Source organism: Streptomyces sp. NPDC050287, assembly GCF_044459385.1.
GTDB lineage: Bacteria > Actinomycetota > Actinomycetes > Streptomycetales > Streptomycetaceae > Streptomyces.
Map to the genome: position 1 here is coordinate 86,229 of NZ_JBITIY010000002.1, position 23,663 is coordinate 109,891.

Consider the following 23,663-nt stretch of genomic DNA (forward strand, 5'->3'; position numbering starts at 1 on the left):
TTGTGGCCCAGGGGCGCATTGTCCGCTTCGGCGGGCTCGTCGGCGTACAACCTGTAGGTACGGGACCGTAGGGAACGAACCCGGGGACCTCAGTCGCCCCGGGGGTCGTCGCCCGGTCGTTTCCTGTCCCCGTCGCCGTTGTCGCCGATGTCGCCGTTCTCGTCCTCCAAGGACTTGAGGAACTCGGGGTTGTCGTCGGGCGCCACCCACCGCTGTCCGCCGCCGCGGCTCCAGGGTGAACCGGCGGAACCATCGATGCCTGTGCGGCCGCCCGCGCCGGCCGGTTGCCGCCTCTTGCCCGCGATGAACCAGGAGATGGAGCCGGCGAGCGGGAACACCAGGACGACGATGGCCCACAGCGGCTTGGGCATGTGACGGACGTCGTCGTCCTTCGTGCTGATGCAGTCGATGAACGCGTACACGCTCAACGCCAGTGGCACGAGGAACATCAGTACCCGGAGCATGGGGCCTCTCAGTGGAAGGGTCGTCGGGGCCACGAGCGCGGACCCCAGGTACCGGGCCAGAGTAGCGGCTCGGGGATACTTGGCCGCATGGCTTACGACGATCTTCGTTCCCTGCTCCGGGCACTGGAGCGCGAGGGCGACCTCAAGCGGATCAAGGCCGAGGTCGACCCGTATCTGGAGGTCGGGGAGATCGTCGACCGGGTGCAGAAGTCCGGCGGCCCCGCGCTGCTCTTCGAGAACGTGAAGGGCTCCGACATGCCCCTCGCGATGAACGTCTTCGGGACCGACCGGCGCCTGCTGAAGGCGCTGGGCCTGAAGTCGTACGGCGAGATCTCGGAGAAGATCGGCGGCCTGCTGCGGCCCGAACTGCCGCAGGGGTTCGTCGGCGTGCGCGAGGCCTTCGGCAAGCTCGGCGCGATGACGCACGTACCGCCGAAGAAGGTGAAGCCCGGGGACGCACCCGTGCAGGAGGTCGTCCTGCGCGGCGACGACGTCGACCTCGACCGGCTCCCCGCCCTCTTCACCTGGCCCAAGGACGGCGGCTCCTTCTTCAACCTGGGGCTCACCCACACCAAGGACCCGGAGAGCGGGATCCGCAACCTCGGGCTCTACCGCCTCCAGCGGCACGACAAGCGCACGATCGGCATGCACTGGCAGATCCACAAGGACAGCCGCAACCACTACCAGGTGGCGGCACGCCGGGGTGAGCGCCTCCCGGTCGCCATCGCCTTCGGCTGTCCCCCCGCCGTCACCTACGCCTCCACCGCCCCGCTCCCCGGCGACATCGACGAGTACCTCTTCGCCGGGTTCATCGCCGGCAAGCGGATCGAGATGGTCGACTGCAAGACCGTTCCGCTGCAGGTCCCGGCGCAGGCGGAAGTCGTGATCGAGGGCTGGCTGGAGCCCGGCGAGATGCTGCCGGAGGGTCCCTTCGGCGACCACACCGGGTTCTACACCCCGCAGGAGCCCTTCCCGGCGCTGACGATCGACTGCGTGACGATGCGCAGGCGGCCGCTGCTCCAGTCGATCGTCGTAGGACGCCCCCCGACGGAGGACGGACCGCTGGGCCGTGCGACGGAGCGGTTCTTCCTCCCGCTCCTCAAGATCATCATCCCGGACATCGTGGACTACCACCTGCCCGAGGCCGGGGGCTTCCACAACTGTGCGATCGTCTCGATCGACAAGAAGTACCCCAAGCACGCGCAGAAGGTGATGCACGCGGTCTGGGGGGCCCACATGATGTCCCTCACCAAGCTGATCGTGGTCGTCGACGCGGACTGCGACGTCCACGACCTGCACGAGGTCGCGTGGCGGGCCCTCGGCAACACCGACTACGCCCGTGACCTCTCCCTCGTCGAGGGCCCCGTCGACCACCTCGACCACGCCTCCTACCAGCAGTTCTGGGGCGGCAAGGCCGGCATCGACGCGACGAGGAAGTGGCCCGAGGAGGGCTACACCCGTGACGGCGGCTGGCCGGACATGGTGGAGTCGGACCCGGATACGGCGGCGAAGGTCGACCGCCGCTGGAAGGAGTACGGACTGTGAGCAGCGCGTCAGCCGCTCTCCCGCAACCGGGACGCACCAAGGCCTTCCTGCGCCTGGTGATGATCGAGCACTCCGTCTTCGCCCTGCCCTTCGCCTACATCGCGGCACTGACGGCGATGTTCGAGTGGGACAGGAACATCCACTGGGGCCGGCTGCTGCTGGTCACCATCTGCATGGTGGGCCTGCGGACCTTCGCGATGGCGGTCAACCGGATCATCGACCGCGAGATCGACGCCCGTAACCCGCGCACCGCGCACCGGGAACTGGTCACCGGCGCGATGTCGGTGAAGCACGCCTGGACGGGCGCGCTGATCGCCGTGGTGATCTTCCTCGGCGCGGCGGCCCTCCTGAACCCCCTCTGCCTGGCGTTGGCTCCCATAGCCGTGATCCCGATGGTGGTCTACCCGTACGGCAAGCGGTTCACGAACTTCCCGCAGGTCATCCTCGGTCTCGCCCAGGCCATGGGCCCGATCGGCGGCTGGCTCGCGATCTCCGGCGAGTGGTCCTGGGACGCGGTGATCCTGGGTCTCGCCGTCGGCGTCTGGATCGGCGGCTTCGACCTGATCTACGCCTGCCAGGACGTCGAGACCGATCGCGAGACAGGGGTCCTGTCCGTCCCGGCCCGCTTCGGGATCCCGGCGGCGATCTGGGGCGCGCGGGTGTGCCACGCCCTGACCACCGGGCTGTTCGTCTGGTACGCGGCGGTGACGGGGGCGGGCGCGTTCTTCTGGCTGGGCCTGCTGATCGTCGCGGCCGCCTTCGTCTACGAGCACTCGATCGTCCGCCCCCACGACCTGTCCCGTCTGAACAGGGCGTTCTTCAGTGTCAACGGGTTCATCGGGATTGCCCTGTTCGTGTGCGCGCTGCTCGATCTCCTGGTCCGGGGTCTGACGGTGTAGTCCGGTCCTGAGCACCTCGTCGTTCGCCGGTACGCTCAAGATGTGAACGCAGGAGAAACGCAGCGCGTGCCTTGGATCGTGGGGGTGTCCGGGGCGTCCGGTACGCCGTATGCCGCCGCGGTGCTGCGGGCGCTGCTGGACGCGGGGGAGACGGTCGATCTCGTCGTGTCCCGGGCCTCGCGGCTCACCCTGCTCGACGAGGCCCAGATCGCGTTCCGGGACGCCCACTGGCAGGACGACCTGCGGGAATGGCTGGCCAGGGGGGCCGACGGCAAGCCGGGGACCTTCCAGGCCGACATCTCGGGCGTACGGCACTGGAGCGCGGGGGACCTCGCGGCCGGGCCGTCCTCCGGGTCGTACCGGACCAAGGGGATGCTGATCGTCCCCGCCTCGACCGCCTGCGTCGCCGGGGTCGCGCTGGGGCTGTCGAAGGACCTGCTGCAACGGGCCGCGAGTGTCACGCTCAAGGAACGCCGTCCGCTGGTCGTGGCCGTACGCGAGGCCCCGCTGAACGGGCAGACGCTGCGGCACCTGGTCGCCCTGGACGACGCGGGCGCGAGCGTCGTACCCGCCTCGCCCGGCTTCTACGCGGGGGCCACGCACATCCAGGACCTGGTGGACTTCGTCGCCGGACGGGTCCTCGACGCGGCGGGCGTCGAGCACGGCCTGTACCGGCGGTGGAAGGGCGAACTGGGCGGCGGCACACCGGGCGCCTAGAGCAGGACGGGTCGCCCGGAGCAAGAGCGGCAGTACGTGGCAGTACCCGCAGTACCTCTCATCACTTCTGGAACTCTTCATCGGAAGGCTTCGATCGCATGGACGCGGTGGACAGGCAGCTCATCCAGGCCCTGAGGGAGAACGGCCGGGCCTCCTACGCGGAGCTGGGACGCCTCGTCGGTCTGTCGGGACCCAGCGTCACCGACCGCATCAACCGGCTGGAGGCGGCCGGTGTCATCACCGGTTACCGCGCCACCGTCGACGCGGCCTCGCTCGGCCTCGGCGTGATCGCGCTGATCGGCATCTCGCTCTCCGACGCGGCCGACCACGAGGACGTGGCCCGCCGGCTGAAGGACCTCACCGAGATCGAGGACTGCTGGTTCATCGCGGGCGACGACTCGTTCATGCTCAAGGTGCGGGCGACGAACGTGGACGGCCTGGAGAAGATCATCCGGCGGCTCAGCGGGACCAAGGGCGTGTCCCGGACCCGTACCACCATCGTGCTCTCCACGAAGTGGGAGAACCGGGTCGGGGAGCTGCCCGAGGAGGCGTAGGCGCTTTTCAGCGCGGTATGGGGGCACCTCCCGCCCGAAGGGTGGGGCGTACGGTTGTCGGAGTCTGTCTAGGAGAGGGATGAGCATGGACGTCGGGCTCAAGCGCGAGCTGGAGGAGAAGGTGCGGGCGGGCGTCCGCCTGACCCGCGAGGACGGCATCGCGCTGTACGAGTCGGACGACCTGGCCTGGCTGGGCGGACTCGCGCACGAGGTGCGGACCCGGAAGAACGGTGACGTCGTCCACTTCAACGTCAACCGGCACCTCAACATGACCAACGTGTGCACGGCCTCCTGCGCCTACTGCTCCTTCCAGCGCAAGCCGGGGGAGAAGGACGCGTACACGATGCGCATCGAGGAGGCCGTGAAGCTCGCCAAGGCGATGGAGGGCGACAACCTCACCGAGCTGCACATCGTCAACGGGCTGCACCCGAACCTGCCGTGGCGCTACTACCCGCGCTCGCTGCGGGAGTTGAAGGCCGCGCTGCCGAACGTGTCCCTGAAGGCGTTCACGGCGACGGAGATCCACCACTTCGAGACGATCAGCGGTCTGTCCGCCTCCGAGATCCTCGACGAGCTGATCGACGCCGGCCTGGAGTCCCTCACCGGCGGCGGCGCGGAGATCTTCGACTGGGAGGTCCGCCAGCACATCGTGGACCACCGCACCCACTGGGAGGACTGGTCGCGGATCCACCGGCTGGCGCACGAGAAGGGTCTGAAGACCCCGGCCACCATGCTCTACGGCCACATCGAGGAGCCCCGGCACCGCGTGGACCACGTGCTGCGGCTGCGTGAGCTCCAGGACGAGACCGGCGGCTTCCAGGTCTTCATCCCGCTGCGCTACCAGCACGACTTCGTGGACATGAAGGACGGCAAGGTGCGCAACCGCCTTCAGGCGCGTACGCAGATGGCGACCGGCGCCGAGGCCCTGAAGACCTTCGCGGTCTCCCGGCTGCTCTTCGACAACGTCCCGCACGTCAAGGTCTTCTGGGTCATGCACGGCGTCCAGACGGCCCAGCTGGCCCTCCAGCACGGCGCCGACGACATGGACGGCTCGGTCGTCGAGTACAAGATCACGCACGACGCCGACAACTACGGCACCCCGAACAAGCTCACCCGCGAGGACCTCCTCGACCTCATCCGCGACGCCGGCTTCCGCCCGGTCGAGCGGAACACGCGGTACGAGATCATCCGCGAGTACGACGGCCCGGACCCGGCGCGCCGGGAGACCCCGCAGCCGATGCGCGTGTGACTTGCGGCATGGGGCATGAGACACGGGACCTGAGGCACGGACCTGAGGCAGGTGAAGTGCGACGTCCGCGTGTGACGTGAGGCCGAGCGCCGGGCGGGTACCCGTCCGGCATGGCCGTCACCAAGGCGCCCGAGGACGCCTACACCGCGCAGCCCTTCGTCCCGGACCGCGGTGGCCTGACCGCCCTGCGGAAGGCCGCCGCCGACTGCCGGGGCTGCCCCCTGCACCGGGACGCCACCCAGACCGTGTTCGGGGCGGGAGCGGCGGACGCCCGGGTGATGCTCGTCGGGGAGCAGCCCGGTGACCAGGAGGACCGGCAGGGCAAGCCGTTCGTCGGCCCGGCCGGCAAGCTCCTGGACCGAGCCCTGGAGGAGGCCGGCCTCGACCCGGCGGACGCGTACGTCACCAACGCGGTCAAGCACTTCAAGTTCACCCAGGCCGAGCCCCGCAAGCGCCGGATCCACAAGGCGCCGAGCCTGCGCGAGATGACCGCGTGCGGGCCGTGGCTCGCCGCCGAGCTGGCCGCCGTCGAACCCGAGCTGATCGTGGTGCTGGGCGCCACCGCCGGGAAGGCGCTCCTCGGATCGTCGTTCCGGGTCAGCCAGGTACGCGGGACGGTGCTGGAGGAGGAGATCCACGGGCGCCCGGAACGGCTGGTGCCGACCGTGCATCCGTCGGCCGTCCTGCGCGCCGACGACCGTGAGGGCGCCTATCAGGGCCTGGTCGCCGACCTGAAGGTGGCGGCACGGGCACTGGGGTGACGGGCACAGGCGCTGGGGTGACGTACATGACGCCGATTCCCACTTGAGGGGAAAACGACGTAATAACTACTCTCCCCTCATGCCCCTTACCTTCAGTCTCGACCCGGCCGTGACCCCCGAACTGCGTGACGGTCTCCTCGACCTGTGGACCGACGTCACCAACGCGGGCGGCGCGGTCGGTTTCGTGGCGCCGGTGACGCGGGACGCGATCCGGCCGGAACTGGTGAAACACTTCGCGGCGATGAGCGAGGGACGAGCCCGGCTCCTCGTCGGTTTCGACGAGGAGGGGCGGGTGGCCGCGACCGCCTTCCTCACCTTCAACACACACCGGCTGATGACCCACTGGCTGTGGCTCTACACGGTGATGGTGCACCCGCGCCACCAGGGCAAGGGGTACGGCCGCGACCTGCTGGCCGCCGCCGCGGACGCGGCCCGCACCCTCGACGGCATCGAGGCGATCCGGCTCACCTGCCGCGGGGGCCTGGGCCTGGAGCACTTCTACGGCTCCTGCGGCTACAAGGAGGTCGGCCGGATACCGGGCGCCATACGTGTCGCCGAGGGCGACGACCGTGACGACATCGTCATGCTGCTGCCCCTGACCTGAGCCGGGGCGCGCAACCTCCCCAGCACGGCGGCACACCCCCGTGCAAGATCGACTGTCCGGCGTGCTTCACTGGACGGTGCCCCTTTGGGGATGTTAGGACCGTTCCAACCGGAAGAGTGGATTGAGATGCTCCGCTACACGCTGATGCGCCTCGGAGTCTTCGCGGCTTGTCTCTTGGTCGTCTGGGGCCTCGTCTACTCCGGTCTCGTCCCGCGCGGCCTCGGCGACTCCAACGGCATGTGGGTCGTCCTGCTGGCCATGGTGATCTCCGCCCCGATCAGCTTCGTCGTCCTGCGCAAGGAGCGCGACCGCGCCTCCGTGAAGGTCGTGCAGAGGGTCGACCGGATGAAGGCCAACCTGGAGGAGAACCGCAGCCAGGAGGACGTCGCCGACGACACGGCCCGCGCCCAGGGCGCCCAGGGCCAGGCCCCGCAGACCTCGTAGGCACAGCCCTCGTAGGCACAGCCTTCGAAGGCACAGACCTCGTGGGCGGCGCACCGGCGCGCTCCGGCACCCTCCCCAACTAGGCTTCGGGCATGGGTGCCGTGAAGAGCAAGCGGATGCCGCGGGCGGTCCGGGAACAGCAGATGATGGACGCTGCCGTACGGACCTTCGGACAGCGCGGGTACATGGCCGCGTCGATGGACGAGATCGCCGAACTGGCGGGCGTGTCCAAACCGTTGGTCTACCTGTACCTGAACTCCAAGGAAGACCTCTTCACCGCCTGCATCCGCCGCGAGGCGCGGGCGCTCACCGACGCGATCCGGGCCGGGGTGGTCACCGACGTGCCGGCCGACCGTCAACTCTGGGACGGCCTGCGGGCCTTCTTCGAGCACACCGCGGACCACCCGGACGCCTGGTCGGTCCTGCACCTCCAGGCTCGCACCCACGGCGAGCCGTTCGCCGCCGAGGTCACCGGGATGCGCGAGGAGATCGTCACGTTCGTGACCGAGCTGATCGTCGTCGCCGCCCGGGAGGCGCACCGGGACCCCGACCTGCCCGAACGTGAGGTCGCCGGCCTCGCCGAAGCCCTGGTCGGCGCCGCCGAGTCGCTGGCCGCCTGGGCCAACGCGACACCCGGCATCACCGCGAGACAGGCGGCGGCGACCCTGATGAACTTCGCCTGGGCGGGCCTGGGCAACCTGATGGCGGGCACCCCCTGGTCACCGCCCGAGCCCGCGGCTCACGGATCGGCGCCCGACGCCGCGACTCAAGGATCTCCGTCCGACTCCGCGGTTCAGGAGACAAGCGGGTAGACGCCCCCGGTCAGATGCGTACGGCCGTCTGCGCCGCGCAGTTCGAACAGCCCGTCCCGTGCCGCGTACGTCACCGCCCCCGGCAGCAGCACCGGCGCCCGGAAGTCGGCTCGTACCAGGACGGCCGCCGGGGTGCCGTGCGCGGCCAGGCAGCGGGCCACCGTCCACATGCCGTGTGCGATGGCCCGGCGGAAGCCGAACAGGCGGGCGGTGAGCGGGGACAGGTGGATCGGGTTGCGGTCACCGGAGGCCGCGCCGTACCGCCGCCCCACGTCCCCGGCCAGCCGCCACTCGGCGACGGCGGGCAACGGCTCGCGCTCCGGCACGGGTGCCGCGGTCGAGCGGCCCGCGGCCGTACTGCCCGCAGTCGTGCTGTCCGCGGCCGTGCTGGCCGTACCGCCTTTGGCTGTACGGCCGTCCGTGCGGTGCCGGGCCAGATACGTGCTCCTCGACTCCCACACCACCTCGTCCCCGGACCGCAACTCGGTCACCACCGCGGCCTCGGTGCCCTTCCGATGCGGCGCCAACTCATCGACGTAGACCACGAGTTCGTACTCCCCGGTCGCGGTCAGCGCCCGCCGCCGGGTGATCTCGACCGACGTGTGCACCAGTCCGAGCAGCGGCAGCGGGAAGTCCCGTCCGCTCATCAGCCGCATGGCCAGGGGGAAGCCGAGGACGTGCGGATAGGTCGGCGGCAGCGCGTCGTCACCGGTCGCGAACCCGCACACCCGCTCGTACGCGGCCAGTCGGGCCAGGTCGACACGCAGGCCGGGCAGTACGAGCCGGGTGCGTGGGAAGCCGGCGTCCGGGCGGGGCCGTTTGAAGGGGGAGAGCAGGGCGCCCCGGGCGAGCAGGGGCGCGAGTGCGGGTGAGGCGGTCAGGGTGGTGGTCGGCGTGGTCGTCACTACGCCCCCAGCAGGCTCTGGCCGCACACCCGCACGACCTGCCCGTTGACCGCGCCGGAGGCCGGGTGGGCGAGCCAGGCGATGGTCTCGGCGACGTCGACGGGCAGGCCGCCCTGGGCGAGGGAGTTCATCCGGCGGCCCGCCTCCCGGATGAAAAAGGGGACGGCGGCCGTCATCTTCGTCTCGATGAAGCCGGGCGCGACCGCGTTCACCGTCACCTCGTGCTCGGCGAGGGCACGCGGTGCGAGGGAGCGGACCAGGCCGGCCACGCCCGCCTTGCTCGCCCCGTAGTTCGTCTGACCCGCGTTGCCCGCGAGTCCGGCGATGGAGGCGGTGGCCACGATCCGTCCGCCGGTCCTGATCGTCCCGCTCGCCAGCAGCGCGTCCGTCGTCCGCAGCACGCTCGCCAGGTTCACCTCCAGCACGGAACTCCAGCGCTCGGCGGGCATGTTGACCAGCCGGCGGTCGCCTGTGATGCCCGCGTTGTGGACCAGCACGTCCAGGCCGTCGGGGAGGGCCGCGGCGATCCGTCCGCCGGCGTCCGGCGTCGTGATGTCGAGGGCGAGCGCGGTCCCGTCGAGCCGCTCGGCGACCTGCCGGGCCTGCTCCTCTGCCTGTGGTACGTCCAGTACGACGACCCGCGCCCCGTCCCTCGCCAGCGTCTCGGCGACCGCCTCGCCGATCCCGCGCGCGGCCCCGGTGACCAGCGCGGTACGCCCGGCCAGGGGGCGGTCCCAGTCGTCCGGCGCGGTGACCTGCCGGGCGCCCACCTCGATCACCTGGCCGCTGACGTACGCCGACTTGGGGGAGAGCAGGAAGCGCAGGGTCGACTCGGCGGAGAGCGCGTCGGCCGGCCTGACGAGGTTCACGGTCCTGCCCCGGCCGATCTCCTTGCCCAGCGAGCGGGTGAAGCCCTCCAGTGCCTGCTGGGCGGCGGACTGGTGATGGTCGGCGGGATCCAGCGGGGCGCCCAGTACGACCACCCGGCCGCCCGCGGCGACCGACCGTACGACGGGGTGCAGGGCCGCGTGCACGTCGGCGAGGCCCTCGACGTCCCGGACGCCGGTGGCGTCGAGGAGCACGGCGGCGGGGCGCTCGGCGGAACGGGTCAGCGCGAGGCCGGTGGCGGCCAGGTCCAGGTCGGACTTGCCCGCGGTGAGGTGCAGCAGGTCCCCGCCGAGGGTGGGATGCCCGGGCGACCAACGGCGCAGGGGAGCGGGTTGCGGCAGCCCGAGACGCCGGGCGAGGAAACGGCCGGGCGCGGTGCCGGTGAAGCTCAGACAGCGGTCGGCCATGTCATCTCCCAGCCCGGTGAGTCGTCCTTACCCCGGCCCTTACTCACGAGTAAGGTTACCGTAGGTAATGCTACGTCAGAGGTTACGTCAGAGGTGAGGAGCAGGTCGAGATGAGCCCCCTGAAGCCGCCGGTGGCCCGGCGCGTGGCGATCGTCGCCGGCGCCCGCGTCCCAGACGCGCCGCTGGGCGTCAACGACGACTTGCGCGTCACGGCGATCCTGGAACGGGACTGAGCCGATGCGGACGCGCTTCCGACGCGCTTGCGATGCGATGCCCATGCGCTTGTGAGTCGCTCCGGATCCGCCCCTGACCAGGGCCGACGTGAGCATCCCTCACGTAACCCCCGAGGTTGCACACGCCTGACTCCGTACCACCCCCGAACCCGCACGAACCTTCCACGAGGGCCCCGTACGATCACCGTCCTAACCCCCGGTAACCCGGTAAGTCGCGACCGCCGGTGAACGTCCCGGTACGTACCGCACGTACCACTTGCAGCAGAGCGGAACCGAGCTGCACGCCTCAGGAGCTGCCCCATGTCCCTCTCCTATCCGTCCGGCCACGACTACGACGGCGCGCCCGTGTTGGTGGAACCGGAGATTCGGCGGCTGGACGGAGAGGTCCGGGAGGTGTCCGTGCCTCCGTTCGCCCCGCCGGCGACTCACGGCTCGCTGGCCGACCTGCCCTTCGACAACGCGGACGCGGCCCCCGAGGACCGGGTGCTCAGCCGCCGCAGGGACGACGGCACGTGGGAGCACGTGACGGCGGCCCAGTTCGCCGCGCAGGTACTGGCGTTGGCGAAAGGCATGATCGCGGAGGGCCTCGTGCCCGGCGACCGTATCGCCGTCATGGCCCGGACGATCTACGAGTGGACCCTCCTCGACTTCGCCGCGTGGGCCGCCGGCCTGGTCACCGTGCCGATCTACCCGACCTCCTCCGTCTTCCAGACCCGCTGGATCCTCCAGGACTCCGGCGCGGTGGCCCTGGTGACGGAGCACGTCGGCCAGGCGTCGGCGCTGGGCCCGGAACTCAGCCGGATGCCCGACCTCCGCCACATGTGGATCATCGAGAAGGACCACCTGGACCGTCTGGCGGAACTCGGTGACCAGGTGCCCGACCAGGAGGTCGCCGTACGGCGCGGGATGCTGGTCCCGGACACCCTCGCCACCGTCGTCTACACCTCCGGCACCACCGGCCGCCCCAAGGGCTGCGTGCTCACCCACGGCAACTTCCTCGCCGAGGTGGACAACGCGATCGAGCTCCTTCACCCCGTCTTCAAGTCGAAGTCGTCGGAGGAACTCGCCACCCTGCTCTTCCTCCCCATGTCCCACGTCTTCGGCCGCATGGTGGCGGTCGCCTGCGTCCGCGCCCGCGTCCGGCTGGGCCATGCGCCCAGCCTCAAGGCAGAAGACCTGGTGTCCGAACTCAGCACCTTCCGCCCGACCTTCCTCCTCTGCATCCCCTACATGCTGGAGAAGGTCTTCAACAGCGCGCGCGCCAAGGCGGAGAGCGGCGGCCGGGCGACCGCCTTCGACCGCGCGACGAACGTCGCCGTCCGCTACGGCGAGGCGCTGGAGGCCCGCAAGGCCGGCACCGGCCCCGGCCCCAGCACCGCCCTCAAGACGTCCCGTGCCTTCTACGACTCCCTCGTCTACCGCCGCATCCGCAACGCCATGGGCGGCAGAGTCCGCCACATCATCTGCGGCGGCTCACCCCTCGGCAGCCGCCTCGCCGCGTTCTACGCCGGCGCGGGCATGGAGATCTACGAGGGCTACGGCCTCACCGAGTCGACCGGCGCGGCCACGGTCACACCACCGCTCAAGCCCCGCCTGGGCACGGTCGGCTGGCCCCTGCCCGGCACCAAGGTCCGCATCGCGGCGGACGGCGAGATCCTGCTCATGGGGGACCAGGTGTTCCGCGGCTACTGGGACCCGTACGGCGGCGGAGTGATCCCCGCCTCCCCCGACGGCTGGTTCCCCACCGGCGACATCGGCCACCTCGACAACGAGGGCTACCTCACGATCACCGGCCGCAAGAAGGAAATCCTCATCACGGCGGGCGGCAAGAACGTGGCCCCGGCACCGCTGGAGAACTACCTCCGCTCCCACCCACTGATCTCCCAGTGCCTCGTCCTGGGCGACCGCCGCCCCTACATCTCCGCCCTGATCACCCTTGACATGGCGGGCGTCTCCCACTGGCGCCGCATGAACGGCAAACACCCGGTCCCGGCGGAACTCCTGGTCGACGACGAGGAGCTGAGGGCCGTGCTCCAGCGGGCGGTCGACGAGGCGAACAAACTCGTCTCCCGCCCGGAGTCCATCCGCCGCTTCACGATCCTCCCGGTCGACTTCACAGAAGAAGCGGGCCACCTGACCCCGTCGATGAAGCTGCGCCGCGACATCGTCATGCGGGACTTCAGCGAGGAGGTGGAAGGGCTGTACTCGTAGGGAAGCTTCAACTCCCCTTGTTTCCAAGCCTGTTGTGCCCAGAGCACGCCTCTTGACTTCCCAAGACCCTCGCGCGACATTCCCGTCCCTCACCTGTTTCATTCGTTCCCGGCGGGCTGGAGTGGCCATGACCACGAGCGCGAACCCTGCGAGACGCACCGGAGGCACCGGAGGCACCGGAGGCACCGGAGGAACGCGAGTTACGGGAGGCGCGGGGAGCACTCGGTCCACCGCAGGCACCGACAGACAAGCAGAAGACCCTCAAAGACGTGCCGGAGGCCCTTCCCGAAGGCACCTGCTCGCCGGTGCCGCCGGGGCCGGGCTCGCCGTCACGGCCGGGGTCCAGCAGAGGGCCCGGGCCGCCGACCTGCCCCTTCTCGGCACGTACGACGTCGTGGTCATCGGGTCCGGCGCGGCCGGGATGACCGCCGCGCTCACGGCTGCCAGACGGGGGCTGAGCTGTGTGGTGGTCGAGAAGGCGGCCACCTTCGGGGGGTCGGCCGCCCGCTCCGGTGCCGGGATCTGGATCCCGAACAATCCGGTGATCCTGGCGGCCGGCGTCCCGGACACGCCCGCCAAGGCCGCCGCCTACCTCGCCGCCGTCGTCGGCCCGGACGTCCCCGTCGACCGCCAGCGCGCCTTCCTCGCCCACGGGCCCGCCATGATCTCCTTCGTCATGGCCAACAGCCCGCTGCGTTTCCGCTGGATGGAGGGATACAGCGACTACTACCCGGAGTTTCCCGGCGGTCTCCCGAACGGCCGCTCCATCGAGCCCGACCAACTCGACGGCAACCTCCTCGGCGCCGACCTCGCCCACCTCAACCCGTCGTACCTCGAAGTCCCCGCCGGAATGGTCGTCTTCAGCGCCGACTACAAGTGGCTGGCGCTGACCGCCGTGAGCGCGCGGGGCGCCGCCGTGGCCGCCGAGTGTCTGGCCCGGGGCACCAAGGCCGCCGTGCTGGGACAGCGGCCGCTCACCATGGGGCAGTCGCTGGCGGCGGGACTGCGCCTGGGGCTGCGGGCGGCCGGGGTGCCGGTGTGGCTCGGGACACCGTTGACCGAGCTGTACGTCGAGGGCGGGGTGACGGCCGGTGCGGTGGTCACCCGGGGCGGCGCTCCAGGACTCGTCCGCGCCCGCCGCGGAGTCGTCGTCGGCTCCGGCGGCTTCGAGCACAACGCGGCGATGCGTGCGCAGTACCAGCGGCAGCCCATCGGTACCGACTGGACCGTCGGCGCCAAGGAGAACACCGGCGACGGCATCCGTGCGGGGCAGCGGCTCGGCGCCGATCTCGCCCTCATGGACGACGCCTGGTGGGGGCCGGCCATCCCGCTCCCCGGCCAGCCGTACTTCTGCCTCGCCGAACGCACCCTCCCCGGCGGCCTCCTGGTCAACGCCGCCGGCCGCAGGTTCGTCAACGAGGCCGGGCCCTACAGCGACGTCGTCCACACCATGTACGAGCGGCACCCGACCGACCCCGACATCCCGGCCTGGCTGATCACCGACCAGAACTACCGCAACCGGTACCTCTTCCGGGACGTGGCGCCGACCTTCCCGTTCCCGGACGACTGGTACACCTCCGGCGCCGCCCACAAGGCCTGGACCCTGGACGCCCTGGCCGCCGCCATCGGCGTCCCCGGGCCCGCCCTGCGGGCCACCGTCGGCCGCTTCAACACTCTCGCGGCGAACGGTGACGACACCGACTTCGGCCGCGGCGACAGCGCGTACGACCACTACTACACGGACCCCGCCGTTCTCCCGAACTCCTGCCTCGCACCGCTGTGGCTGCCCCCGTATCACGCCTTCCGCATCGTCCCCGGAGACCTCGGCACCAAGGGTGGCCTGCGCACCGACGCCCGGGCCCGCGTCCTGCGCCCCGACGGCTCGGTCATTCCCGGCCTGTACGCGGCCGGGAACGCCAGCGCCGCCGTGATGGGCCACAGCTACGCGGGCGCGGGCTCGACGATCGGCCCGGCGATGACCTTCGGGTACATCGCGGCGCTGGACCTCGCCGGGTAAGCGGTCTAGACGGGTTCTGGTCGGTTCCGGTGGATCTGGGTGGGCTTCTTCGCGATCAGGAACGCCTGCGGGGCCGTCTCCCCCAGGTCGGCCTCCGCCTCGCGCACCGTCCGTGAGACGAGGGCGAAGCCGGCCGCCGACAGCAGGTCCGCCATGGCCTCCGGCCGCCTGCGCCGGAAGTCGAGCGACACAGGGTGGCCGTAGGGGCGGTCCAGGTGCCGGGGCCGGTCGCCGACCTGGAAGGCGAGGAGGAGATGGCCGCCGGGGGCGAGGACGCGGAGGAACTCGGCGAAGAGGCCGGGCAGCCGGTCCGTCGGGGTGTGGATGGACGAGTAGAAGGAGACGACGCCCGAGAGCACCCCGTCGGGAAGATCCAGCTCCAGCATGGAACCCTGCTCGAAGCGTAATTCCGGGTACTCACGGCGGGCGATCGCCACCATCGACTCCGACAGGTCGAGGCCGAACACGGGCAGGCCCAGGGCGGCGAAGTGCGCGGTCGTCCAGCCCGGCCCGCAGCCCAGGTCCGCCACCTCGCCGTCGGCCCCGTTCGCCGCCACGAGTCCGGCGAACCCGGTGAGCACGGCCAGGTCCAGCGGCCTGTCGGCGAGCCCGTCCCGGAACTGGGCGGCGTAGTCCTCGGCCACGGTGTCGTAGAAGGTGCGGGTGGCGGTCAGGAAGTCGGTGTCGGTGTCGGTGTTTGTGCCGGTGTCCGTGTCGGTCATGGGCGGGGAGCCTAGTGGCCGCCACTGACACCGAGCCGTCCCGCCGGGGCGAGGGCCGGGGCGGGCGCGCGGGGGCAGGCGCGGGCACCTTCCCGGGCCCGAGCTCGGGCCCGGGAAGGTGCCCGGGAAAGGCAGGAGCCCCGTTGCCTTGCGGCACGGGGCTCCTTGGGTACTGCTATCGGTTCCGGATCAGAGCTTTGGGCTCGTGAACTCTGAACTCAGACAGGGGTGACATTCTCCGCCTGCGGACCCTTCGGGCCCTGCGTGACGTCGAAGGAAACCTGCTGGTTCTCCTCCAGCGAGCGGAAGCCGCTCGCGTTGATCGCGGAGTAGTGGACGAAGACGTCGGGGCCGCCGCCTTCCTGGGCGATGAATCCAAAGCCCTTTTCGGCGTTGAACCACTTCACGGTTCCGGTAGCCATAAGCCCTCCTTGGGCCCAAAGGGTTGCCCTGCTCCAGAACCCTGCAAAGTGTGAAAGCAAAATGCCGCACAACTGCATACGTCTGAAAACGACGAGAGCCCGCGGTCACATGCTCCGCAGGCTCTGTACTGCAAGGGAAACCAAACTGCAACTTGCGGCGAGCCTAGCACGCGGGCAGCCGAAAGCAATAGAGGCCAAGATCACGTCACCCGGATGTTTGAAGATCGCTCGGTGGTTGACCTCGGGGGTGAAGGGGGAAGCCTACCGCAGGGGGGCTAGTCTCGCGATGTGGACATTTCTCGCACCCGGCCGCGCGTCGGCCACATCCAGTTCCTGAACTGCCTGCCCCTGTACTGGGGGCTCGCGAGAACCGGCACCCTCCTCGACTTCGAGCTCACCAAGGACACCCCGGAGAAGCTCAGCGAGCAGCTGGTGCGGGGGGACCTCGACATCGGGCCCATCACCCTCGTCGAGTTCCTCAAGAACGCGGACGACCTGGTCGCCTTCCCGGACATCGCCGTGGGATGCGACGGCCCGGTGATGTCCTGCGTGATCGTCTCGCAGGTCCCGCTGGAGCAACTCGACGGCGCCCGGGTCGCCCTCGGCTCCACCTCGCGCACGTCCGTACGCCTGGCCCAGCTGCTCCTGTCCGACCGCTACGGCGTCCGGCCCGACTACTACACCTGCCCGCCCGACCTGAGCCTGATGATGCAGGAGGCCGAGGCCGCCGTACTCATCGGCGACGCGGCGCTGCGGGCCAACCTGCTGGACGGACCCCGGTTCGGCCTGGAGGTCCACGACCTCGGCTCGCTCTGGAAGGAGTGGACCGGCCTGCCGTTCGTCTTCGCGGTCTGGGCCGCCCGCCGCGACTACCTGGAGCGCGAGCCCTTCATCACCCGCAAGGTCCACGAGGCCTTCCTCGCCTCCCGCAACCTCTCCCTCGACGAGGTCGGCAAGGTCGCCGAGCAGGCGGCCCGCTGGGAGGCCTTCGACCAGGAGGTCCTGGAGCGGTACTTCACCACCCTCGACTTCCGCTTCGGCGGGCCCCAGCTGGAGGCAGTCACGGAGTTCGCCCGCCGCGTCGGCCCCACCACCGGCTTCCCGGCCGACGTGAAGGTCGATCTGCTGGAGCCGTGATCCGGGGCACGATCGCGCACTACGCTGCCGGACAGGCAGTGGAGCAGGTGGAGCAGGTGGACAGTCCCCGTCATGGGGCTGGTCATACGGGGGAGTGCGGGGGAGGGACGCCATGCAGCCGCTCGGGGTCGACGAACCGACCGCCGTGGGGCCCTACCGGCTGCTCGGCCGGCTGGGCTCCGGCGCTATGGGCAGGGTCTACCTCGGCCGCAGCGCCGGCGGCCGCACCGTCGCCGTCAAGATCGTGCACCCGCACTTCGCGCTGGACGAGGAGTTCCGCGCCCGCTTCCGCCGCGAGGTCGCAGCCGCCCGCCGGGTCGGCGGTGCCTGGACCGCCCCCGTCCTGGACGCGGACCCGGAGGCGGCGGTGCCGTGGGTGGCCACGGCGTACGCGGCCGGACCGTCCCTGTCGGCCGCCGTCACGGACGGCGGCCCGCTGCCGACCCCTACCGTACGAGCGCTGGGCGCGGGTCTCGCGGAGGCGCTGGCGGCGGTGCACGAACTGGCTCTGGTGCACCGGGACGTGAAGCCCTCGAACATCCTCCTGACCCTCGACGGCCCCCTGCTCATCGACTTCGGCATCGCCCGCGCCACGGACGGCACCGCCTCCCTCACCTCCACGGGCGTCTCCATCGGCTCACCCGGCTACATGGCCCCCGAGCAGATACTGGGCAAGGGCGCGACGGGGGCGGCGGACGTCTTCTCCTTCGGCGCGGTGCTCGCGTACGCCGCGACCGGCGCCTCCCCCTTCCCCGGCGACTCCTCCGCCGCCCTCCTCTACAAGGTCGTCCACGAGGAACCCGAACTCGGCCCGCTCTCCGGGGACCTGCGCGAGCTGGTCGAGGCATGCCTGGCCAAGGACCCGGCCGCGCGGCCCACCCCAGGGGAGGTGGCCCGGCGACTGGCTCCCGAGGGCGCGGCCCGGCTGGTGGCGGGCGGCTGGCTGCCGGGGACGCTGGTGGCGCAGGTGAGCCGGAGTGCCGTATCGCTGCTGAACCTGGAGGCCGGGGAGGGGGAAGCGTCTTCGGGACCGGCGGGCTTCAGCAGTCCGGCGGTGCGGGACGCAGGGGCTGTCGCGGGGGCTGGAGCGGCTTCCGAAGCGGGGGTGTTTCCCGGAGCGGGGGTGTTCGGGCCGCCGCCGGCGATGGGGGCGCCGGGTTCGCCGACTCCGGAGGGACTTTCGGACGCCGCCGTCCCTGGGCCACGCGAGCCGCAGCCGCAATCGCAGCCGCAGCCGCAGCCGCAGCCGTCGCCTCCGCACGACACGGCACCCTCCTCCGATCCCTCCTCTGCCTCCGTCTCCTCCGGTGCCTCGGACTCCTCCGCTTCCTCCGACCGGCGCGGAAGCAGGCTCTCCGTCTCCGTCTCGACGGCCTCGGAGGGCCGGCCCGGTGCGCGGGGGCGCCGACTGAGCTGCACGGTCGCGCTGGCGATCGCGGGGGCGATGGCCGCGGTGCTGCTCGGGTCGGCGTTCCTGTTCGACCTGCTGCCGGGCAACGGCCAGGACGACTCGGGCGGTTCCGGCTCCGCGTACTCGCCGGCGCCGAGCGCGTCGACGAGTACGGGCGGCGACTCGGACACCGGTGCCCCGACCGCCGTCCCCACCGCCTACCTCGGCACCTGGGAGGGCCAGGCCGTCGCCCTCGACGGCACGCTTCCGATGGGCACCTTCCGGCTGACCGTCCACCGCGCCGGCGTGGGCGAGGAGTTGGGCACCCTCAGGCACACGGATGTGCTCGGCGGTGTCTGCGACGACGTGCTGACCGTGAAGAAGGTGACGGGGAAACAGGTCGTCGCGTCCGCCGTCGGAGCCGAAGGGAACCGAGGCGTGTGCAACCAGGAGGCGCACACGGTCCGGATCACGCCGGTCGGCGACGACCTCGAGTACCAGTCCGACAGCGAGGGGTCGGGACGGCCCGAGGCGCGGCTGTCCAAGGTCGGCTGAGGACGCTGTGCACGCCAAGGGCGCCAAGGGCGCCAAGGGCGCCAAGGGCGCCAAGGGCGCCAAGGGCGCCAAGGGCGCCAAGGGCGCCAAGGGCGCCAAGGGCGCTGAGCACGTCAAGGACGCTGAGGACGCTGAAGGATCCATGTGATGATGACCGGCTTGCTGATCGCCGTCGCCGCGCTGTGGGGTGCCGCCACGGGCATGCTGGTGCCGCGCGCCGCCTACCGCTTCTCCGTCCCGGAGGAGGAGAACTGGCGGGAGCGGTGCCCGGTCGGGCATCCCCTCCGGGGGCCGGCTCGCGGGTGGATCGGGCGGGCGCGGTGCGGACAGTGCCGGACGGGGGACGCGTATGGTCCCGGCACGCCGAACGGCGGTTCCGGTCCCCGCCGGTCGAAAGGAAGCTCCGGTCCCCGCACGCCGAACGGCGGTTCCGGTCCCCGCCGGTCGAAAGGAAGCTCCGGTCCCCGCACGTCGAACGGCAGTTTCGTTCGCCGCCCGGCGGTTGGCAGTTCCGGTTCCGGCACGCCGACGGGTACGTACGGTCCCAGCACCCCCCTCCTCTCCCTCGTCACCGCCCTCCTGTGTGCCGGCCTCGCCGCCGCCTCCGGTACCCGGCCCGAGGTCGCCGTCTGGCTGCTGCTCGCGCCCGTCGGGGTGTTGCTGGCCGTTGTCGACTTCCGGGTGCGGCGGCTGCCCGACGTGCTGACGCTGCCGCTCGCCACCGCGGCGCTCCTGCTGCTCGGGCTGGTGACGCTCGTACCCGAGCACACCGGCCACTGGCCGTCCGCCGCGCTGGGCGCCCTCGCACTCGGCGCCGGCTACTACGTGCTGTGGTTCGTCAACCCCGGTGGCATGGGCTTCGGCGATGTGAAGCTGGCGCTCGGGACCGGCGCCGTCCTGGGCTGGTACGGCTGGGGGACCGTGCTCCTCGGCACCTTCGCCGGGTTCCTGTTCGGCGCGTTGTACGGCGGTGCCCTGGTCGTCGCGGGTCGCGCGGGGCGCAAGACGGCCGTACCGTTCGGGCCGTTCCTGATCGCGGGGGCGTATCTCGGGCTGCTGATCGGGGCGTACACGGCCTGACGTCGGTGTGGACGAGACGCTGGCGTAGGCTGGTTCGGTCCGTCCACAACCCTTGACGAAAGGGACGCCCCCGGTGACCGAGAAGGCCGACCTCCAGTCTGTGCTCGACCGCGCCGCGGCAGGCGGACGCATCACCCCTGAGGAGGCGCTCGACCTCTACCGCGACGCCCCGCTGCACGCGCTCGGCGCCGCCGCCGACGCCGTACGCCGCCGTCGGTACGCGGGCACGGAGCACATCGCCACGTACATCATCGAGCGCAACATCAACTACACGAACGTGTGCGTCACGGCGTGCAAGTTCTGCGCCTTCTACGCGGCCCCCAAGGACACCGCCAAGGGCTGGACGCGGGATCTCGACGACATCCTGCGGCGGTGCGCCGAGACCGTCGAGCTCGGCGGGACGCAGATCATGTTCCAGGGCGGCCACCACCCGGACTACGGCGTCGAGTACTACGAGCAGCACTTCTCCGCCATCAAGAAGGCCTTCCCGCAGCTGGTCATCCACAGCCTGGGGGCGAGCGAGGTCGAGCACATGGCCCGGATCTCCGGCGTGACGGTGGAAGAGGCCATCTCGCGCATCCACACCGCGGGCCTCGACTCCTTCGCCGGCGCCGGCGCCGAGCTGCTGCCCGAGCGGCCCCGCAAGGCCATCGCCCCGCTGAAGGAGTCCGGCGAGCGCTGGCTGGAGATCATGGAGACCGCACACGGGCTGGGTGTGGAGTCGACGTCCACCATGCTGATGGGGACCGGCGAGACCAACGCCGAGCGCATCGAGCACCTGCGGATGATCCGGGACGTACAGGACCGCACGGGTGGCTTCCGCGCCTTCATCCCGTACACCTACCAGCCCGAGAACAACCACCTGAAGGGCCGCACCCAGGCGACGCTCTTCGAGTACCTGCGGATGATCGCCATCGCGCGGCTGTTCATGGACAACATCGCCCACATCCAGGGCTCGTGGCTGACCACCGGCAAGGAGGTCGGCCAGCTCTCGCTGCACTACGGCGCGGACGACCTCGGCTCGATCATGCTGGAGGAGAACGTGGTCTCCTCCGCCGGCGCCAAGCACCGTTCCAACCGGATGGAGATCATCGACCTCATCCGCAAGGCGGGCCGGGTCCCGGCCCAGCGGACCACGACGTACGAGCACATCGTCGTCCACGACGACCCGGCGGACGACCCCGTCGACGAGCGCGTGATGTCCCACATCTCGTCCACGGCGATCGAGGGCGGCACGGCTCACCCGGAGCTGAAGCTGCTCGCCTCCAACTGACGTATCCGACGTATCCGTGCGGACGATTCACGCCGCCGACCAGCTGCGGTACGGCTGGGACGACGACTCGGAGCCGGTGCGGGACGGCGCCGTCGCCGTGGAGGCCGACCGGGTCGTGGGGACCGGGACGCTGGCCGAGGTCCAGGGGCTCTTCCCGGACGCCCGGGTGCGGCGCTGGCCTGGCGTCCTCGGTCCCGCCCTCCTCCACCAGGGACCGCTCCCGGACGCGCCGACCGCACGCGAGCGCATCCACGCGGTGCTGAAACTCGGCGCGACGGCGGTGCTGGAGGTGCACGCCGACACCCCCGAACTCCGGTCCGCGGCCGCACGGAACGACGTCATCGTCGTGCCCCGCGGCGCGCCGGACCATCGATGGCCGGACATCACCGGCACCGGCGGCGGAGGCGGCGTCGGTGGGAGCAGCGGAGGCGGCGTCGGCGGCACCGGCCGTGCGGACCTCGCCGTCTTCGACGTGACCGGCGCCTGTATCGCGACCGTGTGCGCGGGGCGTCTCGTGCACAGGCGCCGCTAGCCGCCCGGCCGCGAAGCAGAAGCCGCGGCTCCAGCCGTGCGCCCGGACTGTAAGAATGGGCCCGTGACCCGCGCCTCCCTGAACAAGCAGCCGCACGAAGTCGCCTCGATGTTCGACGACGTGGCGGAACGGTACGACCTGACGAACGACGTGCTCTCGCTCGGCCAGGACCGGGTGTGGCGCAGGGAGGTCGCCAAGGCCGTCGACGCCCGCCCCGCACAGAAGGTCCTGGACCTGGCCGCCGGTACGGCCACGTCCTCGCTGCCCTTCGCCCGCACCGGCGCGTACGTCGTCCCCTGCGACTTCTCGCTGGGCATGCTCCAGGTCGGCAAGCGCAAGCACACCTGGCTGCCGTTCACCGCGGGCGACGCGACGAGGCTGCCGTTCAGGGACGACACCTTCGACGCCGTCACCATCTCCTTCGGCCTGCGCAATGTGCAGGACACCGACGCCGCCCTGCGGGAGATGTACCGGGTGACCAAGCCCGGCGGCCGGGTCGTGATCTGCGAGTTCTCGCACCCGACCTGGGCGCCCTTCCGGACCGTCTACACCGAGTACCTGATGCGGGCCCTGCCGCCGGTCGCGCGCACGGTGTCCTCCAACCCCGACGCGTACGTCTACCTCGCCGAGTCCATCCGCGCCTGGCCCGACCAGAGCGCACTCGCCCAGCGACTGCAGAAGGCCGGCTGGTCGAAGGTGGCCTGGCGCAACCTGACCGGCGGCATCGTGGCACTGCACCGGGGCTTCAAGGCCGACGGCCGGTAACCGACGGTGGGATCCGCTGAGTGGCAGCCACTGAGTGGTAGCCACTGAGTTGTTGCCACCGGGTGGCTGCCACCGGCCAGTGGCCAGCAGTCAGTACAGCGAGCCGAACGCGGCCACGGCGTAGGGATCTCCCGGCTCGTCGAGCTCGCGCTGCATGCCGCCTCCGCCCGGACGCGGCAGCCGCGGCTCGTGCACGCCCGCGCCTCCGCCGCCCTCCCCCTCGCCGAAGTCGAACCACACGGTGACCACAGCGCCGCGCGGCACCTCGGCTCCGGGGGGCGGGTACTGCCGTACGACGTAGTCGACGATGGTGCGAGGGAAATCGGGGCGGTCGGGCGCGGCGAGGAGAACGCCGCCCGACGTGGCTGCCTCACGGGCGTCCATGGCCATCAGTCCGACGAGCTTCGGCACTCGCACCTCGGGCGATTTGGGTGTTATATGCACAGATGTCACCCCCAGCGGTACTGGCAGGGTAACCCCGCCCCGGTGCCGCCCGGAAGCGTCGAGTGTCTTTCTGTGACAGTCGATTACTTAAAGTGACCGTCTGTTCCGGCGGCCGCCGACTGCTTCAGGTCGAGCCGGTAGCAGTGCCCCTCCCGCTGGGGCGCCGCCGAAGTCCGGAACACCTCGGCCAGGCGCATGCCCAGCCGCTTGGTCACCGCGACGGACCGGGTGTTGCGCGCGTCGACCATGGCGACCACGCTCGGTACGCCCGCCGCCGTGACCCGTTCCAGCGTGGTCTGCGCCGCAGCGGTCGCGTACCCCCGGCCCCAGTACTCCCGCCCGAGCCGCCAGCCGATCTCGATCTCGCCCTTGGGACCCCAGGTCCGCTCCCACGGCTGGGCCCCGGTGAAGCCGATGACCTGCCCGGATTCGTCGAGCATGGTCCACAGGCAGAAGCCCCGCTCGGCGTCGTGCCGGCGCTGGCGGGCGGTGAGTTCCTCGTAGACCGAGAGTTCCGCGATCCTGCCGCCGTGGAACTCCATGACATCAGGGTGGGCGAAGGCCCGGTGCCAGGCCACGGCGTCCTCGTCGGTCGGGACGCGCAACCGTACTACGGGGAGAGCTCGGTTCACT

26 protein-coding genes are annotated in these 23,663 nt (G+C 71.0%); 19 read left to right on the forward strand and 7 right to left on the reverse strand.

Annotated elements, in window-relative coordinates:
- Positions 1 to 89 precede the first annotated feature (89 nt).
- Positions 90 to 464, reverse strand: coding sequence for a PLD nuclease N-terminal domain-containing protein (locus ACIBK3_RS05695; RefSeq protein WP_399362273.1), 375 nt, complete (start codon positions 462 to 464; stop codon positions 90 to 92).
- A gap of 87 nt (positions 465 to 551) precedes the next feature.
- Between ACIBK3_RS05695 and ACIBK3_RS05700 the strand changes: the two genes are divergently transcribed.
- The 9 genes from ACIBK3_RS05700 to ACIBK3_RS05740 all read left to right on the forward strand — a co-directional run bounded on the left by ACIBK3_RS05700 (position 552) and on the right by ACIBK3_RS05740 (position 8,049).
- Complete coding sequence (locus ACIBK3_RS05700) at positions 552 to 2,009, forward strand: menaquinone biosynthesis decarboxylase (RefSeq protein WP_399362275.1); 1,458 nt, start codon at positions 552 to 554, stop codon at positions 2,007 to 2,009.
- Positions 2,006 to 2,908, forward strand: a complete 903-nt coding sequence (gene mqnP / locus ACIBK3_RS05705) for a menaquinone biosynthesis prenyltransferase MqnP (RefSeq protein WP_399362277.1) — start codon at positions 2,006 to 2,008, stop codon at positions 2,906 to 2,908. The genes ACIBK3_RS05700 and mqnP overlap by 4 nt, the downstream gene beginning before the upstream one ends.
- Before the next feature lie 66 nt (positions 2,909 to 2,974).
- Complete coding sequence (locus tag ACIBK3_RS05710) at positions 2,975 to 3,625, forward strand: UbiX family flavin prenyltransferase (RefSeq protein ID WP_399362279.1); 651 nt, start codon at positions 2,975 to 2,977, stop codon at positions 3,623 to 3,625.
- 98 nt (positions 3,626 to 3,723) lie between these two features.
- Positions 3,724 to 4,179 carry an Lrp/AsnC family transcriptional regulator gene (locus ACIBK3_RS05715; protein ID WP_399362281.1) on the forward strand — a complete coding sequence of 152 codons (456 nt, stop codon included), beginning with the start codon at positions 3,724 to 3,726 and terminating at the stop codon, positions 4,177 to 4,179.
- Positions 4,180 to 4,264: 85 nt separating this feature from the next.
- Entirely contained in the window at positions 4,265 to 5,428 is a 1,164-nt protein-coding gene (gene mqnE, locus ACIBK3_RS05720; protein ID WP_399363920.1) for an aminofutalosine synthase MqnE, read from the forward strand.
- A gap of 110 nt (positions 5,429 to 5,538) precedes the next feature.
- Positions 5,539 to 6,189 carry a UdgX family uracil-DNA binding protein gene (locus ACIBK3_RS05725; protein ID WP_399362283.1) on the forward strand — a complete coding sequence of 217 codons (651 nt, stop codon included), beginning with the start codon at positions 5,539 to 5,541 and terminating at the stop codon, positions 6,187 to 6,189.
- A gap of 79 nt (positions 6,190 to 6,268) precedes the next feature.
- A complete protein-coding gene (locus ACIBK3_RS05730; RefSeq protein ID WP_399362285.1) occupies positions 6,269 to 6,793 on the forward strand; it encodes a GNAT family N-acetyltransferase in 525 nt (174 codons plus the stop codon).
- A gap of 126 nt (positions 6,794 to 6,919) precedes the next feature.
- Positions 6,920 to 7,237, forward strand: a complete 318-nt coding sequence (locus ACIBK3_RS05735; RefSeq protein WP_399362287.1) for a DUF4229 domain-containing protein — start codon at positions 6,920 to 6,922, stop codon at positions 7,235 to 7,237.
- Positions 7,238 to 7,329: 92 nt separating this feature from the next.
- Positions 7,330 to 8,049 carry a TetR/AcrR family transcriptional regulator gene (locus ACIBK3_RS05740; RefSeq protein WP_399362289.1) on the forward strand — a complete coding sequence of 240 codons (720 nt, stop codon included), beginning with the start codon at positions 7,330 to 7,332 and terminating at the stop codon, positions 8,047 to 8,049.
- Here ACIBK3_RS05740 and ACIBK3_RS05745 read toward each other — a convergent pair.
- Complete coding sequence (locus ACIBK3_RS05745; RefSeq protein WP_399362291.1) at positions 8,031 to 8,954, reverse strand: MaoC family dehydratase; 924 nt, start codon at positions 8,952 to 8,954, stop codon at positions 8,031 to 8,033. The two genes, ACIBK3_RS05740 and ACIBK3_RS05745, sit on opposite strands and share 19 nt — an antisense overlap.
- Positions 8,954 to 10,249, reverse strand: coding sequence for a 3-oxoacyl-ACP reductase (locus ACIBK3_RS05750; protein ID WP_399362293.1), 1,296 nt, complete (start codon positions 10,247 to 10,249; stop codon positions 8,954 to 8,956). Before ACIBK3_RS05750 ends, ACIBK3_RS05745 begins: the two co-directional genes overlap by 1 nt.
- A gap of 110 nt (positions 10,250 to 10,359) precedes the next feature.
- On the opposite strand from ACIBK3_RS05750, the gene ACIBK3_RS05755 reads away from it, so the two are divergent.
- The 3 genes from ACIBK3_RS05755 to kstD all read left to right on the forward strand — a co-directional run bounded on the left by ACIBK3_RS05755 (position 10,360) and on the right by kstD (position 14,710).
- Complete coding sequence (locus tag ACIBK3_RS05755; RefSeq protein ID WP_399362295.1) at positions 10,360 to 10,482, forward strand: hypothetical protein; 123 nt, start codon at positions 10,360 to 10,362, stop codon at positions 10,480 to 10,482.
- Between the two features lie 300 nt (positions 10,483 to 10,782).
- The gene (locus ACIBK3_RS05760) at positions 10,783 to 12,693 is read left to right on the forward strand and encodes an AMP-dependent synthetase/ligase (protein ID WP_399362297.1); all 1,911 of its coding nucleotides are present in this window, start codon (positions 10,783 to 10,785) and stop codon (positions 12,691 to 12,693) included.
- A gap of 295 nt (positions 12,694 to 12,988) precedes the next feature.
- Positions 12,989 to 14,710, forward strand: a complete 1,722-nt coding sequence (kstD, locus tag ACIBK3_RS05765) for a 3-oxosteroid 1-dehydrogenase (protein WP_399363922.1) — start codon at positions 12,989 to 12,991, stop codon at positions 14,708 to 14,710.
- Between the two features lie 5 nt (positions 14,711 to 14,715).
- Here kstD and ACIBK3_RS05770 read toward each other — a convergent pair whose 3' ends face one another.
- Positions 14,716 to 15,432: a methyltransferase domain-containing protein gene (locus tag ACIBK3_RS05770; protein WP_399362299.1), complete on the reverse strand. Its 717-nt coding sequence runs from the start codon at positions 15,430 to 15,432 to the stop codon at positions 14,716 to 14,718.
- 218 nt (positions 15,433 to 15,650) lie between these two features.
- Entirely contained in the window at positions 15,651 to 15,854 is a 204-nt protein-coding gene (locus ACIBK3_RS05775; RefSeq protein ID WP_003992177.1) for a cold-shock protein, read from the reverse strand.
- 288 nt (positions 15,855 to 16,142) lie between these two features.
- Here ACIBK3_RS05775 and ACIBK3_RS05780 point away from each other — a divergent pair, with 288 nt between their 5' ends.
- The 7 genes from ACIBK3_RS05780 (at position 16,143) to ACIBK3_RS05810 (ending at position 22,586) form a co-directional block, all read left to right on the forward strand.
- On the forward strand, positions 16,143 to 16,991 hold the full coding sequence (locus tag ACIBK3_RS05780) for a menaquinone biosynthetic enzyme MqnA/MqnD family protein (protein ID WP_399362301.1): 849 nt from the start codon (positions 16,143 to 16,145) through the stop codon (positions 16,989 to 16,991).
- 112 nt (positions 16,992 to 17,103) lie between these two features.
- Positions 17,104 to 18,936 carry a serine/threonine-protein kinase gene (locus ACIBK3_RS05785; RefSeq protein WP_399362303.1) on the forward strand — a complete coding sequence of 611 codons (1,833 nt, stop codon included), beginning with the start codon at positions 17,104 to 17,106 and terminating at the stop codon, positions 18,934 to 18,936.
- Positions 18,937 to 18,943: 7 nt separating this feature from the next.
- On the forward strand, positions 18,944 to 19,084 hold the full coding sequence (locus tag ACIBK3_RS05790; protein ID WP_399362306.1) for a hypothetical protein: 141 nt from the start codon (positions 18,944 to 18,946) through the stop codon (positions 19,082 to 19,084).
- The gene (locus tag ACIBK3_RS05795) at positions 19,084 to 20,016 is read left to right on the forward strand and encodes a prepilin peptidase (protein ID WP_399362308.1); all 933 of its coding nucleotides are present in this window, start codon (positions 19,084 to 19,086) and stop codon (positions 20,014 to 20,016) included. The genes ACIBK3_RS05790 and ACIBK3_RS05795 overlap by 1 nt, the downstream gene beginning before the upstream one ends.
- A gap of 73 nt (positions 20,017 to 20,089) precedes the next feature.
- On the forward strand, positions 20,090 to 21,289 hold the full coding sequence (gene mqnC / locus ACIBK3_RS05800; RefSeq protein ID WP_399362310.1) for a cyclic dehypoxanthinyl futalosine synthase: 1,200 nt from the start codon (positions 20,090 to 20,092) through the stop codon (positions 21,287 to 21,289).
- A gap of 16 nt (positions 21,290 to 21,305) precedes the next feature.
- Positions 21,306 to 21,821 (forward strand): hypothetical protein, encoded by a 516-nt coding sequence (locus tag ACIBK3_RS05805; RefSeq protein WP_399362312.1) that lies wholly within the window; start codon positions 21,306 to 21,308, stop codon positions 21,819 to 21,821.
- A 63-nt stretch (positions 21,822 to 21,884) separates the two neighbouring features.
- A complete protein-coding gene (locus tag ACIBK3_RS05810) occupies positions 21,885 to 22,586 on the forward strand; it encodes a demethylmenaquinone methyltransferase (protein WP_399362314.1) in 702 nt (233 codons plus the stop codon).
- A 90-nt stretch (positions 22,587 to 22,676) separates the two neighbouring features.
- On the opposite strand, the gene ACIBK3_RS05815 is transcribed toward ACIBK3_RS05810, so the two are convergent.
- Together ACIBK3_RS05815 and ACIBK3_RS05820 are read right to left on the reverse strand one after the other, a co-directional pair.
- Complete coding sequence (locus ACIBK3_RS05815) at positions 22,677 to 23,003, reverse strand: PASTA domain-containing protein (protein WP_399363924.1); 327 nt, start codon at positions 23,001 to 23,003, stop codon at positions 22,677 to 22,679.
- A gap of 110 nt (positions 23,004 to 23,113) precedes the next feature.
- Positions 23,114 to 23,662 (reverse strand): GNAT family N-acetyltransferase, encoded by a 549-nt coding sequence (locus ACIBK3_RS05820; protein WP_399362317.1) that lies wholly within the window; start codon positions 23,660 to 23,662, stop codon positions 23,114 to 23,116.
- Position 23,663 lies beyond the last annotated feature (1 nt).